12 protein-coding genes and 1 pseudogene are annotated in these 14,725 nt (G+C 60.6%); 4 read left to right on the top strand and 9 right to left on the bottom strand.

The features are described from left to right. Nucleotides 1–2: 2 nt before the first annotated feature. The 3 genes from ureG to F0169_RS05135 all read left to right on the top strand — a co-directional run bounded on the left by ureG (nt 3) and on the right by F0169_RS05135 (nt 2,505). The gene (gene ureG / locus F0169_RS05145) at nt 3–617 is read left to right on the top strand and encodes an urease accessory protein UreG (protein ID WP_017849719.1); all 615 of its coding nucleotides are present in this window, start codon (nt 3–5) and stop codon (nt 615–617) included. A 25-nt stretch (nt 618–642) separates the two neighbouring features. Continuing rightward, on the top strand, nt 643–1,215 hold the full coding sequence (locus tag F0169_RS05140) for a HupE/UreJ family protein (protein WP_152745910.1): 573 nt from the start codon (nt 643–645) through the stop codon (nt 1,213–1,215). Between the two features lie 168 nt (nt 1,216–1,383). Further along, nucleotides 1,384–2,505 carry an AGE family epimerase/isomerase gene (locus tag F0169_RS05135; protein WP_152745909.1) on the top strand — a complete coding sequence of 374 codons (1,122 nt, stop codon included), beginning with the start codon at nt 1,384–1,386 and terminating at the stop codon, nt 2,503–2,505. Nucleotides 2,506–2,604: 99 nt separating this feature from the next. Here the strand turns inward: F0169_RS05135 and F0169_RS05130 are convergent, their stop codons facing one another. The 9 genes and pseudogenes from F0169_RS05130 to amaB form a co-directional block, all read right to left on the bottom strand. Next, nucleotides 2,605–3,510, bottom strand: coding sequence for a cation diffusion facilitator family transporter (locus F0169_RS05130; RefSeq protein ID WP_172979337.1), 906 nt, complete (start codon nt 3,508–3,510; stop codon nt 2,605–2,607). 194 nt (nt 3,511–3,704) lie between these two features. Next, nucleotides 3,705–4,469 carry an SDR family oxidoreductase gene (locus F0169_RS05125; protein WP_058411311.1) on the bottom strand — a complete coding sequence of 255 codons (765 nt, stop codon included), beginning with the start codon at nt 4,467–4,469 and terminating at the stop codon, nt 3,705–3,707. A gap of 819 nt (nt 4,470–5,288) precedes the next feature. Beyond that, nucleotides 5,289–6,005 (bottom strand): ABC transporter ATP-binding protein, encoded by a 717-nt coding sequence (locus tag F0169_RS05115; protein ID WP_152745908.1) that lies wholly within the window; start codon nt 6,003–6,005, stop codon nt 5,289–5,291. Continuing rightward, complete coding sequence (locus tag F0169_RS05110; RefSeq protein ID WP_058411313.1) at nt 6,002–6,877, bottom strand: ABC transporter ATP-binding protein; 876 nt, start codon at nt 6,875–6,877, stop codon at nt 6,002–6,004. Before F0169_RS05110 ends, F0169_RS05115 begins: the two co-directional genes overlap by 4 nt. Then, a complete protein-coding gene (gene livM / locus F0169_RS05105; protein WP_152745907.1) occupies nt 6,874–8,151 on the bottom strand; it encodes a high-affinity branched-chain amino acid ABC transporter permease LivM in 1,278 nt (425 codons plus the stop codon). The genes F0169_RS05110 and livM overlap by 4 nt, the downstream gene beginning before the upstream one ends. A 2-nt stretch (nt 8,152–8,153) precedes the next feature. Continuing rightward, a complete protein-coding gene (locus tag F0169_RS05100; protein ID WP_152745906.1) occupies nt 8,154–9,068 on the bottom strand; it encodes an ABC transporter permease subunit in 915 nt (304 codons plus the stop codon). Nucleotides 9,069–9,182: 114 nt separating this feature from the next. After that, nucleotides 9,183–10,318, bottom strand: a pseudogene (locus tag F0169_RS05095) (branched-chain amino acid ABC transporter substrate-binding protein). Between the two features lie 360 nt (nt 10,319–10,678). After that, on the bottom strand, nt 10,679–11,962 hold the full coding sequence (gene amaA / locus F0169_RS05090; RefSeq protein ID WP_152745905.1) for an L-pipecolate oxidase: 1,284 nt from the start codon (nt 11,960–11,962) through the stop codon (nt 10,679–10,681). A 174-nt stretch (nt 11,963–12,136) separates the two neighbouring features. Beyond that, complete coding sequence (gene amaB / locus F0169_RS05085) at nt 12,137–13,627, bottom strand: L-piperidine-6-carboxylate dehydrogenase (protein ID WP_152745904.1); 1,491 nt, start codon at nt 13,625–13,627, stop codon at nt 12,137–12,139. Between the two features lie 154 nt (nt 13,628–13,781). Between amaB and F0169_RS05080 the strand changes: the two genes are divergently transcribed. Then, the gene (locus F0169_RS05080; protein WP_058411319.1) at nt 13,782–14,675 is read left to right on the top strand and encodes a LysR family transcriptional regulator; all 894 of its coding nucleotides are present in this window, start codon (nt 13,782–13,784) and stop codon (nt 14,673–14,675) included. Nucleotides 14,676–14,725 lie beyond the last annotated feature (50 nt).

The following is a 14,725-nucleotide window of genomic DNA, read 5'->3' as shown; positions in this document are numbered from 1 at the left end:
ACATGAACACACAACCTTTGCGTGTCGGCATCGGCGGCCCGGTGGGCTCCGGCAAGACGGCGCTGACCCTGGCCCTGTGCCTGGCCCTGCGCGATCGCTACAACCTGGCCGTGGTGACCAACGACATTTATACCCGCGAAGACGCAGACTTTCTGGTGCGCAACCAGGCCCTGGCGCCTGAACGCATCATCGGCGTTGAAACCGGCGGCTGCCCGCACACGGCGATTCGCGAAGACGCCTCGATCAACCTGGAAGCGGTGGACCAACTCAACCGGCGCTTTCCCGGCCTGGACTTGATATTGGTCGAGTCCGGCGGCGACAACCTGTCGGCGACCTTCAGCCCTGAGTTGTCGGACCTGACCATCTACGTGATCGATGTGTCCGCGGGCGACAAGCTGCCGCGCAAGGGCGGGCCCGGTATTTGCAAATCCGACCTGCTGGTGATCAACAAGATCGACCTGGCGCCGCTGGTAGGTGCTTCGCTGGAACTGATGAACAGCGACACCCAGCGCATGCGCAACGGTAAACCCTTTGTATTCAGCAACCAGAAAACCGGCGTCGGCCTGGATGAAATCGTCGCCTTTATCGAACGTCAGGGCTTGCTGACCGCTGCCTGATCTCACTTTAAAAAGGAGCCTGCTCATGGGCCTGAAAAAACTCTTCGCCACCGCCGCCCTGCTGCTCACCCCCGCCCTCGCCTTCGCTCACCCCGGGCATGGCGATAACGGGCTGATGGCCGGTATCGGCCACCCATTGGGCGGCATCGATCACTTGCTCGCCATGCTCGCCGTGGGCCTGTGGGCGGCCCAGCAAAAAGGCGCGGCGCGTTGGGCGCTGCCGTGCACGTTTGTCGGCACTATGCTGATTGGCGGCCTGCTCGGCTTTGAAGGCCTGGCGTTGCCGGCACTGGAAAGCGGGATTGCCGCGTCGGTCCTCGCGCTGGGCCTGGCGGTAGCGCTGGCGGTGCGACCACCGCTGTTCGTGGCCGTGGGGGCGACGGCATTGTTTGCGCTGTTCCACGGCGTGGCGCATGGCCTTGAGCTGCCGGCCATGTCCAGCCCTTGGGCGTATGCCGCAGGCTTCGTCGGTGCGACGGCAATGCTGCATGCTGCCGGTTATGCCGTGGTGCGCTTCCTGCCAGCCGCAGCCGCACCGCTGGTGCGGGTTGCCGGTGCAGCGTCGGCGGCAACCGGGGTTTGGTTGCTGGCGGGCTGATTTGCGGCGCTGCTGAGGGCCTCTTCGCGAGCAAGCCCGCACACAGTTGACTGTATTCACACATCCACTGTGGGAGCGGGCTTGCTCGCGAAGGCGGTCTCAAAACCACCATCCATCCCAAGCCTGCTAACATGCGCGCCTACGCCCCTGCCGTGACGACGCCAGCCGATGCCCATCGCTCCAGACTCCGCCTCCCAACCTTCGTTGAATGCCGTGCTCACGCACTTCCACCACCTGATCGTGCCACTGTGGCAAGGCCCGGGCTGGAATGCTGAACTGGCGCTGCCGTATGAGGCGCTGGACGCCGACCACCGGCCATTGCCCCCGCAACGCTACCGCGCCATGGCGTGCGCCCGGCAGTTGTACCTGTTCGCCAGCCTGATCGGCGAGCCCGGCGCGGGCTTTGCCGAAGAACGTGCCGCCGCGCTGTTCCGCTCCTTGCAACAGCACTTTCATGACGCCGAGCACGGCGGCTGGTTCTACAGCATCGACCCGGCCGGCCAGCCGTTGGACTCGCGCAAAGACCTTTACACCCACGCCTTCATTATCTTCGCCTGCGCCCACTACTGGGCCAAGGTGCGTGAGCCGCAAGTGGAGTCGGTACTGAATGCGGCCCTGGCGGTGGTCGCCGAACGTTTCGCCAGCGGCGATGGCTTGTACGAAGCGGTATTGGAGCGACACTGGTCGTGCCTCAACTCCGGCCCGCTGCAAAACCCGTTGATGCATTTGGCCGAAGGCTTCCTCGCCACCTTGGCTGCGCGTGACGACGCCAATGTACAAGCGGCCTTGCTGGGATTGGCGACGGCCATGCAGCAACGCTTCATCGACCCTCAACACGGCGTGATGATGGAAAAACCGCTGGGGGCTGTGGATAACTGGTTTGAACCCGGGCACCAGTTCGAGTGGTTCTTTCTGCTCGAATCTTCGGCGGTGCTGCGCGGCACACCGCTGCATGCCTCTTTGACGCGGGCATTTGCCTACGCAGAGCTTAAGGGTGTGGATAACCAGAGCGGTGCGGTCAGCGGCATGCTCGCCTTGGACGGCAGCGTGCGCGACGGCACTCAACGGATTTGGGCACAGGCCGAATACCTGCGCGCACTGACCTTGCGCCCCGGCAGTGAGGCGGTGTTGCAGCGCCAATTGCTCGCGCTGCAACAGCACTTTTTACATGCCAAAGGCTGGCATGAATGCCTGGATGCCAGCGGTGCCGTAAGCCGCCGCGACATGCCGTCGACTACGCCGTATCACTTGGCAACCTGCTACCAGGGTTTGATCCAGCATCTGAGCTGACTGCCAGGGCCTATTCGCGAGCAAGCCCGCTCCCACACTTGACCGCGTTCAACCTTTGGAATGCGAGCATGTGTGGGAGCGGGCTTGCTCGCGAAAGCTTCACGCAATCCACTTGCGATCCCCGGTAAAGCTGATCGTCAACCAGCGCGCCGCGTCCGGGGTGCCGAGCGCTGTGGATATTTCTTCGCGCAGCGCGTCGAGAGTGGCGACGTTAGCCACCGGGTAATTCGCCGGCAACACCACATGAATCTCGATAAACCGCGCCCGCCCGTGCTTTTGCACGTAGGTCATGTAGTCGTCGAAACCATGCCTGGCCTGCGCCGCGTCCATGACCTCGCGCACCGTGTCGTCCAGGTGGTCCGGGGCGATGCCCAGCACCTCGCGCAACGCCGGGCGCAGGATCTTGAACGCCGGCGCCAGCATGCTCAGGGCCAACACAATCAGGATCAGCGGGTCGACGTACACCGCCCACTCGTCATAGCCCTGGGACTTGAGCAACAGCGCGGCGAGAAAACTGATCAGCAAGCCCACGGAAAGCATCGCGTCCACCAGCCAACTGATATTGTCGAACTGGATCAGCAATGATTTGAGCCTGCGGTTGCGGTAGCGCACATAGAAAAAGTAGGCGAATTCGACAACGGTAAATACCGCCGCATAGACAATCACCAGCCCCAACTCGATCTCACGCCCGCCATTGATGATGCCGAACACGCCATTGAGAAACGCGTAGAGAGCGATCAACAGCAAAAAGCTGCCCTCGATCAGCAGCACCATCGGCTCCAGGTGCCAATAGCCGAACTGGAAGCGCTGGTTGCTTTTTTTAGCGATCAGCTTGGCGGTGATCAGCATCAACACCTTGATGGCGGTGGCGATCAGCGAGAAAAAGCCGTCGAATAGAATCGATTGGGCGCCAGACATCACACCCGTGACAATCCCGGCGATCGCAACGGCGAACATCAGGATGGTCGATTGTTTGAGCAGTGCCTGCTCACCCCGGTTACTCACATTTCCTCCTGTTAACACCTAAAGCCATACAGTGCGCATGGGCTTCAGCGGAGGAGTGTACCTTATGTCGTGTTTTGGCAGATATGCCGCCATCGGCAGCAAGCCACCTCCCACATTGACCGCACTCTCATGCTGGAACCCGGTCAAGTGTGGGAGCGGGCTTGCTCGCGATGCAGGCGACTCGGTCTAACGCCTTACTTGGCGCCACGCTCAATCGCAAACCCGGCCCAGGTCTGGCTCACCGGCATCAGCTCCAGGCGGTTGATGTTGACGTGCGCCGGGGTGTTCATCACCCAGAAGATGGTGTCGGCAATGTCTTGCGGCTGGATCGGCTCGGCGCCTGCGTAGGTTGCGTCGTAGCGCGACTGGTCACCGCCGAAGCGCACCAGCGAGAACTCGCTCTCACACAGGCCTGGCTCAAGGTTGGTCACGCGTACGCCGGTGCCTTGCAGGTCGCAGCGCAGGTTCAACGAGAACTGCTTAACGAATGCCTTGGAGCCGCCATACACGTGGCTGCCCGGGTACGGGTAACTGCCGGCGATGGAACCGAGGTTGACGATACCGGCGCCGCGCCCGTGGGCGATCAGGCGCGGCAGCAGCAGGCTGGTGGTGGTCAGCAGGCCTTTGATGTTGGTGTCGACCATGGTTTCCCAATCGTCGAGGCTGCACTTGGGCGCAGGGTCGGTGCCCACGGCCAGCCCGGCATTGTTGATCAGCCCGCGCAGCGTGGCGAAGGCTGGCGGCAGGTTGGCGATGGCGTCTTCCATGCCCTTGCGGTCACGTACGTCGACGACCAGGCCGTGCACTTCGGTTTGCCTGGAAAGCTCTTCGACCAAGGCATTCAAGCGGTCGGCACGACGGCCGGTGAGCACCAGTTTCCAGCCGGCGTCGGCAAAACGACGGGCACACGCTTCGCCGAAGCCTGAAGTTGCGCCAGTAATAAACAGCGTGTCGGACATGGTGTTCTCCTTGCGGGCATCGAGAAAAAATCAGCCAGCAGAATGCCCTTACGCGCTCGTTGCGGCAACCGCTAAGCGCACCAACTCGCGAATACCTGATCAGTTTTTAACCAATACGCGCAACGCCTTATGAACCGTGGCCTGCAGCCATATACGCGCAGGTTATCCACAACTGCGCCCACAGTCTTTGGGGGCAAGTGCAAAAAGCTTCAGGCCGCTTTATACAAGGCCTGCAGGCGGTTTTAGAAAGTTTTTTGCTTGACCTGGGCCGGGGCGTATGTACGCGTGTGCACTGAAGGTCATTTAGAACGATGGCTCCAGGCCAGTCATTCCGGCCTCTGTGGAGGTCTTTCCAGAGTTTAGTCACAGACTTATCCACAGGCTGACTTTACATAAATCGGTCATATACCTGTGTCTTTAAACAGGTTGACAAACCCCTCGACAGGTCGCGAAAAAGCCGCTGATCATAAAACAACCACCGCGCTGCAAGCCCCGTAATCAAAGGCTTTCAGCCAGCTACTCCCACGTTACCCACAGCCGGTTCCACAGCGAATGGGGACAAGTCAAAACTGTGACAAAACAGGCATTTGCGGCGGCTATATGTCGCGCTTTAGAGGGTGTGCAGATTTGTTTTCCACAATTTGGCGGGGCACTGAAAACACCCCAAAAAAAAATGTGGGAACCGTTTCATGTGGGAGCTGGCTTGCCTGCGAGGCAAGCACCTCGGTCTTTCAGTTAGACCGAGGAGATGCCATCGCAGGCAAGCCAGCTCCCACAGAGAGCCGGTTCCCACATGGGTTGTTGCATCAAGCCTTTAGATCAGTGCCCGCCGAGGTAGGCGTTGCGCACTTCCTCGTTCACCAGCAGCTCTTTGCCGGTGCCGGTCAGGCGAATCTCGCCGTTGACCATCACATACGCCCGGTCCGACAAGCGCAGTGCATGGTTGGCGTTCTGCTCCACCAGAAAGATGGTCATCCCGGTGGCCGCCAACTCGCGCAGGGTGGCGAAAATCTGCTTCACCACAATCGGCGCCAGGCCCAGGCTCGGTTCGTCCAGCAACAACAGTTTGGGGCGACTCATCAGCGCGCGCGCGATGGCGAGCATTTGCTGCTCACCACCCGACATGGTCATCGCGCGCTGGGTGCGCCGCTCCTTGAGCCGTGGGAACAGCTCGAACATGCGCTGCATGTCCTCGGCGGCAAACTTGTCGCCAATCGGGATGGTGCCCATCAGCAGGTTTTCCTCAACGGTCATGTCGGGGAACACCCGCCGCCCTTCCGGCGACTGCGCAATACCGTTGGAAGCGATGTAGTGCGACGACTTGTGGGTAATGTCGACGCCGTTGTAAAGAATGTGCCCCGACTCGGCGCGTGGCTGGCCAAAGATCGACATCAGCAGCGTGGATTTACCCGCGCCGTTGGAGCCGATCAGGCTGACGGTTTCACCTTCGTTGATGTGCAGCGAGACTTTTTTAAGCGCCTGGATCGGGCCGTAAAACACGTCCAGGTCTTTCAGTTCGAGGATAGGCCCGTTCATACCAGCTCCTCTTCATCGGCGCCCAGGTAGGCGGCGATCACTTTCGGATCGTTGCGGATCGCGTCCGGGCCGCCTTCGGCGATCACGTTGCCGTGGTCAAGCACCACGATATGGTCGGAAATACTCATCACCATGCCCATGTCGTGTTCGATCAGCACCACCGTGAGGTCATGCTCATCGCGCAGCAGGCGAATCATCGCGCTGAGGGCTTCGGTTTCCTGAGGGTTGAGGCCCGCTGCCGGTTCGTCAAGGCAGATGATCTGCGGCCGCGTGCACATGGCGCGGGCGATTTCCAGGCGGCGCTGTTGGCCATAGGAAAGCTCACCGGCCAGGCGGTTGGCGCAGTCCACCAGGTCGACCACCTCCAACCAGTAAAACGCGTGGTCGAGGGCGTCGCTTTCGGCCTTGCGGTAACCCTTGGTATTGAGGATGCCGGCCAGCATGTTGCGGTTGACCCACATGTGCTGGGCCACCAGCAGGTTTTCCAGCACCGACATTTCCTTGAACAGGCGAATGTTCTGGAATGTACGCGCCAGGCCTGCGCGGTTGACCAGGTGGGTGCCACCGAACATCTTGTAGTACACCCGGCTGAAGAAGCTTTTCGGCGACACGAAATCGACGGCCTTAAACCGCTCGCCGAGCAACTGGATCACGTTGGTCTGCTTGCCACGCACGTTGAGTTCGATTTTGCCGCCGCTGGCTTTGTAAAAGCCGGTGAGGCAGTTGAACACGGTGGTTTTGCCGGCGCCGTTGGGGCCGATCAGGGCGAAAATCGAGTTGCGCTCGACCTTGAGGCTCACGTCGCTCAAGGCCTTGATGCCACCGAAGTGCATCATCAGGTGTTCCACCGACAGCACGATTTCTTTGCTCATGGCGCCACCCCCTTGCGCGGTGTCACACCGGTGCGGCTGATGCGGATCAAGCCGCGTGGGCGCCAGATCATCATCACCACCATCAGCACGCCAAACAGCAGCACGCGGTATTCAGAGAAGCTGCGCAGCAGCTCCGGGGCGACGGTCAATACGAACGCCGCGATCACCACGCCCACCGTCGAGCCCATGCCGCCCAACACCACGATGGCGAGGATCAGCGCCGACTCGAAGAAGGTAAATGACGACGGGTTGACGAACCCCTGGTAACTGGCGAAAAACACCCCGGCCAAACCGGCCGTGGAGGCACCGATGGTGAACGCCGACAGTTTTACCAGTACGTGGTTGAGGCCCATCGAACGGCAGGCGATCTCGTCTTCACGCAAGGCTTCCCAGGCGCGGCCGACCGGCATGCGGGTCAGGCGATGCTTGATGTACAGCACAGCCAGCACCACCAGGAACAGCACGATGTAGATGAACATGAACTTGATGTTGGGGTTGTAATCGAGGCCGAAGAACTCGTGAAACGGAATGCCGCCATCCTTCGCTTTGCGCCCGAACTCCAGGCCGAGGAAGGTCGGCGAAGGCACCGGCATGCCGTTCGGGCCGCCGGTAAACGACAGCCAGTTGTTCAGCACCAAGCGGATGATTTCACCAAAGCCCAGGGTCACGATGGCCAAGTAGTCACCGTGCATTCGCAGTACCGGGAAGCCGAGTATGCAGCCCGCCAGCGCCGCCGCGATGGCGGCCAACGGCAACACCGTCCAGAACCCGAGGCCGAGGTATTGGTACCCCAGCGCCAGGCCGTAGGCGCCAATCGCATAGAACGCCACGTAACCGAGGTCGAGCAAACCGGCCAGGCCCACCACAATGTTCAGGCCCAAGCCGAGCAACACGTAGATCAGCCCGAGGATCACCACGGTTAACAGGTACTTGTTGGCGAAGATCGGGAACACGATAGCAATCACGATCAGCACCGGGATGATCCAGCGCAGGCGTGATTTGTAGTCCGGCGCCAGCACGTGCACGCCCGAGCCACTGCTTTCAAAGCCCTGCAGCACTTTCAGGCCCTTGGGGGTTTGCAGGAACAGGCTCATGGCGAAGCGGCCAACCATCACAATGGCGACCAGGGCAGCCACACGCGCAGGTTGCAGGTTGAAGCTGTAGCCGTCGAGCACCACGCCGACGATTGGCCCGAATACGATCAGCGCTATCAGCCCGGCTAAGACCGTATCGACCACACTCTTCTTGATATCAATAGGTTTGGCAGCAGACATGTTTACACCTTAGCCACGAGCGGGCGACCCAGCAGGCCCTGAGGACGGAAAATCAGAATCACCACCAGCAGCGAGAAACTGAACACGTCTTTGTAGTCAGAGTTGATCATCCCCGCGAACAACGACTCGGAGATACCCAGGATAATCCCGCCCAACATGGCCCCAGGCAGGGAACCGATGCCGCCGAGTACCGCTGCGGTAAACGCCTTGATGCCGATGATGAAGCCTGCGTAAAAGTCGAACGTGCCGTAATTGAGGGTAATCAGCACGCCGGCCAGCGCGGCCATGGCGGCGCCGATGACAAACACGTAGGAGATCACGCGGTCGGTGTTGATACCGAGGATCGACGCCATCTTGCGGTCTTGCTGGGTGGCGCGGCACATGCGGCCGAGCTTGGTGTACTTGATGATGTAGGTCAGCAGCCCCATGCCGAGAAACGCGGCCACCAGAATAAACACCTTGGTGTAGGTCAACTGCACGAACCCGCTGCCAATATCGACACGCCAGGCGCCGGCCAGCAGGGTTGGAATACCTTGTTGCTTGGCGCCTTGGGCGATTTGCGCGTAGTTCTGCAGGATCAGCGAAATACCGATGGCGCTGATCAGCGGTGCCAGTCGGGTGGAGTTGCGCAGCGGTTTGTAGGCGACAAGTTCAATGACCCAGCCGTAAACGCCGGTGACAACCACCGTGAACACCAGGGTGCCGAGAATGAGCAGCGGGAAGGATTCGATGCCGAAGTAAGCCAGCAGTGCCAGACTGATCGCCGCCAGGTAAGCGGAAATCATATAAACCTCGCCGTGGGCGAAGTTGATCATGCCAATGATGCCATAGACCATTGTGTAGCCGATGGCGATCAGGCCATAGACCGACCCGAGGGTCAGGCCATTGACCAGTTGCTGCAGGAAAATACCATCCATAACGCAATCTCACGCGGTGAGAGCCTGCACACCCATGGGTGTGCGGCCCTTCTGGAGGAAAAAACAGAGATCGATCACAGCGCCACTCACACAGGGGTTATGTGGCGCTCAGGCTTACTTCTGCTTTTCCAGCTGGTGGTATTTGCCGTCTTTGTCCCACTGGTAAACCACGTAGTCGGAGATTTTCAGGTCACCCTTGGAATCCCAGGCTTTTTCACCCATCACGGTTTTCACCGGGTTAGCCTTGAGCCACTTGGCGGCGTCTTCGCCTTTGTTGTTTTTGGCGCCGTTGAAGCCAGCCGCCAGTGCCTGAACCGAGGCGTAGGCGTACAGGGTGTAGCCTTCAGGCTCGTAGCCGCTCTTCTTGAATTCTTCCACGACGGTTTTGCTGTCTGGCAGCAGGCGCGGGTCGGCGCCGAAGGTCATGTACACGCCATCCACGTACTGCTTGCCACCGGCGGTCGCAACCAGTTCGTCGGTGACCACGCCGTCATCCGACATGAACTTGACGTCTTTCAGGCCAGCTTCACGCAGTTGGCGAACCAACGGGCCGGCTTCCGGGTGCAGGCCGCCAAAGTAAACCACGTCAGCCCCTACGGAGCGGATCTTGGTGACCAGGGCGCTGAAGTCTTTCTCGCCACGGGTCAGGCCTTCTTCCAGCACCGGCTTGACGCCGCGCTTGGTCAACTGGGCTGAGGTGGCGTCAGCCAAGCCTTTGCCGTAGGTGTCCTTGTCGTTGATGACTGCGATTTTTTTGCCTTTGAGCACGTCGACGATGTAGTCACCGGCGACGATGCCTTGCTGGTCATCACGCCCGCACATGCGGAACACCGCCGACAGGCCGCGCTCGGTGACCGTCGGGTTGGTGGAGCCCGGGGTGATCATGATCACGCCCGCGTCGCTGTACACTTCAGAGGCTGGAATGGTGTTCGAGGAGCAGAAGTGGCCGACCACGCCGATCACCTTCTCTTGGTCGACCAGGCGGTTGGCCACGGCCACCGCTTGCTTGGGCTCACAGGCGTCATCGCCGCGACCAGCTTGATCTGCTCGCCGTTGATACCGCCCGCTTTGTTGATCACATCGGCTGCCGCTTGGGCACCTTTCATGTACTGCTCACCGAAAGCCGCGTTGGCGCCGGTCATCGGCCCCGCAACGCCAATCTTCACATCAGCTTGAACAAACGTAGAAACACCCAACGCCGCGGCAACGGCGAGGGCCAGAAAACCTTTCTTGTAAAACGTCTGGGACATGAGTGGTGCTCCGATATTTTTGATTATTGGCACAACGACTTGTGTTCAACCCTTCACTCAAAGCTCAGAGCAAGGCGCGTGCCATTACGTTTTTATTCTTCAAAAAGACACGGTGTCATTATTATTCAGGGCTCGGCACCTCCTTTTGGCTGCACGTGCAACCGTCTGGCTCGCACAGGTGCAACCGCAGGCAAAAAAGGTACAACCTTGACAGGTCGCACCCGCGACCAGACGAATAAACGACAGTTCCTGCCCGTGTAACAACGTGCGTAACGGAACTGCACATTTACAGTGCGTGATTGCTACAACTCGCACCAATACAGATGAGTAGCCTGCTAAGAAAAACCCGCCTTTCGCTGATCAGATGACGATCCGCAGGCATTGCCCGGCGTGATACAGCGAAAACCCCGCTTCATACAGGCAACTGCGCAGGCCCGGGCTGGCCAGCGGCTGCATCGGTGCAAAGGGAATCGGCAACGCCTGGGCATTCTGGTCACACACATAATCAGCGAACGCCTTGCCCACCACGCTGCCGGTGGTCACGCCACGCCCGTTATAGCCCGTGACTGCCAACAGGCCAGGTGCCGGTTCAAACAGGCGCATCAGGTGATCCGGGGTAAAGGCGATGCAGCCGGTCCAGGTGTATTCCCATTGCACCGCTTTGAGGTAGGGAAAGTAATGCTGCTGCACCCTATCGGCCCACGCCTTGAGGAACCACGCAGGTTTTTGGTTACCGTTGCCCAAACTGCCGAGCAACAGGCGGCCATCGGCGTCGCGGCGGATGCTGCTGAGTACTTGGCGCGTGTCCCATGAGCCCTGCCCGCCGGGAAGCACCTGTTGGGCGGCGTCGCCGGTCAGCGGTGCCGAGGCGACCTGATAGTAATAACCGGGGAAAAAATTGCGCCGCAGTTCGGTCCATTCGCCTTCGGTGTAGGCGTTTGAGGCGATCACCACGTGCGCCGCCTGCACCGAACCTTGCGCGGTTTGCACCGACCAGAATGAACCCTGGCGTTCAAGCTGGGTGACCGGGGAATGGTCGAACAGTTGCCCGCCAATACCGGCGGCGGCACTCGCCAAACCACAGGTGTAGGCCATCGGGTTCAAGGTGCCGGCGCGCCGGTCGAGTAAGGCGGCGGCGATCTTTTGGGTGCCGGTGGCTTGCTCGCAGGCTTGGCCGGTGAGCAATTCAACTGGCGCGCCACGGCGCTTCCATTGTGCTTCACGGCTGCGTAAATCCGCCTCGCCACGCGCGTTGTGCGCCATGTGCAAGGTGCCCTCGCGGCGCAATTGGCAATCGATGCTGTATTTGTCGATCAGGCTGAACACCAAAGACGGTGCCGCACCCAGCATGCGGTTGAGCTGGCTGCCGACCGCTTCGCCGAAACCGGCCTCGATCTCGTCCGGGGGAATCCACAGGCCCGCGTTAACCAGCCCGACGTTGCGCCCCGAACCGCCATGGCCGGTGCGATGCGCTTCAAGCACGGCGACGCTTTTGCCCTGCTCAAGCAAATGAATCGCCGCCGAGAGGCCGGTGATGCCGGCGCCGATCACGCACACATCAACCTTCACCTCGCCGTTAAGCGCAGCACGGTCCGGGCGGCCGGGGGTGAGTTGTTCCCACAAACATGCTTCGCGTAAGCGCATTGCCAGACTCCGCAGAGGACCCAACAAACAACTGTTATTGTTAATGACCAACCCGATCAACTGTGGGAGGGGACTTACTCTCGATGGCGGTGTGTCAGTTGTATCTCTGTTGACTGGCACACCGCAATCGGGAGCAAGCCCCCTCCCACATTGACCTCAGTAACCTCAGTAACCTCAGTCGAAGGTAATGCCCTGCGCCAAGGGTAATTCCAGCGAGTAGTTCACGGTATTGGTCTGGCGGCGCATGTACCCGCGCCACGCGTCCGAACCCGACTCGCGCCCGCCACCGGTCTCTTTCTCACCGCCAAACGCGCCGCCGATTTCCGCGCCGCTCGGGCCGATGTTGACGTTGGCGATGCCGCAGTCACTGCCCACCGCCGACATGAACTGTTCCGCCTCGCGCACATCCGTGGTGAAGATGCACGACGACAGGCCTTGCGGCACGGCATTGTTCAGGCGCAGCGCTTCGCTGAAGTCGGTGTAGCCGATCACATACAAAATCGGCGCGAAGGTTTCCGTGCACACCACCTCGCTTTGCTCGGGCATTTCCACAATCGCTGGCGACACGTAGTAGGCGTTCGGGAATTTATCTGCCAACTGACGCTTGCCGCCGAACACCTTGCCACCTTCGCTCAACGCTTGTTCCAGGGCGTCCTGCATAGTCTCGAAGCCGTGTTTGTCGATCAGCGGGCCGACCAGATTGCCTTCCAGCGGGTGGCCAATGCGCACTTTGGCGTACGCAGCTTTCAGCCGGGTGACGATTTCATCCTTGACCGACGCGTGCGCGATCAACCGGCGCAGGCTGGTGCAACGCTGGCCGGCGGTGCCGACGGCGCTGAACAGGATGGCGCGCACGGCCATGTCCAAATCAGCGCTGGGGCCGAGGATCATCGCGTTGTTGCCGCCCAGCTCCAGAATGCTGCGGGCAAAACGTGCGGCCACTTTGGGCGCCACTTCGCGGCCCATGCGGGTGCTGCCGGTGGCGCTGATCAGGGCCACACGCGGGTCATCCACGAGTGCTGCGCCAGCGTCACGGCCGCCGATGACCACTTGGCTGAGGTACTCGGGCGCGTCATTGAAGTTTTTCAACACGCGCTCGAACAGCGCCTGGCAGGCCAGCGCGGTGAGTGGGGTTTTTTCCGACGGTTTCCAGATGACCGCGTTGCCGCAGACCAGCGCCAGCGTGGTGTTCCACGCCCACACGGCGACCGGAAAGTTGAACGCGCTGATCACCCCGACCACGCCCAGTGGGTGCCAGGTTTCACGCATATGGTGGCCGGGGCGCTCGGAGGCGATGGTCAAGCCGTACAACTGACGGGACAGGCCGACGGCGAAGTCGCAGATGTCGATCATTTCCTGCACTTCACCCAAGCCTTCCTGGGTGATCTTGCCGGCTTCCCACGACACCAATTCGCCCAGGTCGGCCTTATATTCGCGTAGCACGTCGCCGAGCTGGCGCACCAACTCGCCGCGTCGCGGTGCCGGCACCTTGCGCCAAGCGTCGAATGCATGCTCGGCGCGACTGACCTGCTGCTCCACCTCGGCGGCACCTTCCCAGTGCACGTTGCCGATCACGCTGCCATCAATCGGCGAATGCACAGGGTGTTTACCCGACTGGTACAGCGCCGGGTCAATCCCGAGACGGTCAAGCAATGCGGCAACCATGGGTCACTCCTTCAATCTATACAGAAAAAATTGCGCCGCGGCCCACACGACGATCCGTGGGTTTATTTTTAGCTGGCAGAAGACGTGCCAACAAACGACGATTAGGCGAGATATCATTCCGTTTATTCATGCAAAGAATAAAAAGAGGCATGCCGTGCTCAACCGAAGACATTTGCCCTCGATCACCGCCCTGCAGTGTTTCGAAGCCGCCAGCCGCCACCTGAGCTTCACACGCGCCGCCGAGGAACTGAACCTCACGCAAAGCGCCGTGAGCAAGCAAGTGGCGCAGTTGGAAGAATTGCTGCAACACCTGCTGTTTCGCCGGGTGCGCCGCCGCTTGCAGATGACCCCGGCGGGCGATTTGTACCTGGTGGAAGTGCGCAAAATTCTCACGCAGGTCGAGATGTCCACGCATTACCTGCGCTCCTATGGCGGCGAGACCGAAGTGCTGCGCGTGTCCACGCCCTACACCTTCGGCGCACGCTGGCTGGTGCCGCGCCTCAAGGGCTGGCGCTTGCGGCACCCGCACATCCACCTCGACCTGTGCAATGAACAGGCACCCGATGAGCTGCTGCAAGGCAAGGCCGACATGGCCTTCTACTTCGGCCAGGGCTCGCGGCCTGGCACCGAAAGCCTGAAACTGTTCAGCGAAGAACTGGTGCCGGTGTGTGCGCCCGAGAGCCTGCCCGCGCAGCCGTTCAGCGACCCCACGCAATTGAGCGAACTGGTGCTGCTGCAAAACGCCTCACGACCGCAGGGTTGGCATGACTGGTTCGCCAGCCAGGGTTTGCACACCGAGCACAGCTACCATGGGCCGCGATTCGACACCGTCTATATGTGCATTCGTGCGGCGCAAGTGGGCTGCGGCGTGGCGTTGCTGCCAAGGTTTCTGGTGGAAGAGGAATTGGCCGAGGGTAAGCTGGTGATTCCCTGGCAGCATGCGTTGCCGAGCCAGGACGCGTATTACCTGGCGTACCCCGAGCACTCGGCGGAAGTGCCCAAGGTGCGCGATTTTGTGAGGTGGATGATGGAGCAGGTTATTGAGTGACTGAACTACCGCCATCGGGAGCAAGCCCCCTCCCACAGTTTGAATGTGTT

The organism is Pseudomonas kitaguniensis, from assembly GCF_009296165.1.
In the GTDB taxonomy this organism is placed as follows: domain Bacteria; phylum Pseudomonadota; class Gammaproteobacteria; order Pseudomonadales; family Pseudomonadaceae; genus Aquipseudomonas; species Aquipseudomonas kitaguniensis.
This window is presented reverse-complemented; position numbering and strand designations above follow the sequence as displayed.

What these genes read in the sequence shown, in the direction of transcription:
- ureG (WP_017849719.1), top strand. Translation starts at nt 3, where the DNA reads ATGAACACACAACCTTTGCGTGTCGGCATCGGCGGCCCGGTGGGCTCC.
- F0169_RS05140 (WP_152745910.1), top strand. Translation starts at nt 643, where the DNA reads ATGGGCCTGAAAAAACTCTTCGCCACCGCCGCCCTGCTGCTCACCCCC.
- F0169_RS05135 (WP_152745909.1), top strand. Translation starts at nt 1,384, where the DNA reads ATGCCCATCGCTCCAGACTCCGCCTCCCAACCTTCGTTGAATGCCGTG.
- F0169_RS05125 (WP_058411311.1), bottom strand. Translation starts at nt 4,469, where the DNA reads ATGTCCGACACGCTGTTTATTACTGGCGCAACTTCAGGCTTCGGCGAA.
- F0169_RS05115 (WP_152745908.1), bottom strand. Translation starts at nt 6,005, where the DNA reads ATGAACGGGCCTATCCTCGAACTGAAAGACCTGGACGTGTTTTACGGC.
- F0169_RS05110 (WP_058411313.1), bottom strand. Translation starts at nt 6,877, where the DNA reads ATGAGCAAAGAAATCGTGCTGTCGGTGGAACACCTGATGATGCACTTC.
- livM (WP_152745907.1), bottom strand. Translation starts at nt 8,151, where the DNA reads ATGTCTGCTGCCAAACCTATTGATATCAAGAAGAGTGTGGTCGATACG.
- F0169_RS05100 (WP_152745906.1), bottom strand. Translation starts at nt 9,068, where the DNA reads ATGGATGGTATTTTCCTGCAGCAACTGGTCAATGGCCTGACCCTCGGG.
- amaA (WP_152745905.1), bottom strand. Translation starts at nt 11,962, where the DNA reads ATGCGCTTACGCGAAGCATGTTTGTGGGAACAACTCACCCCCGGCCGC.
- amaB (WP_152745904.1), bottom strand. Translation starts at nt 13,627, where the DNA reads ATGGTTGCCGCATTGCTTGACCGTCTCGGGATTGACCCGGCGCTGTAC.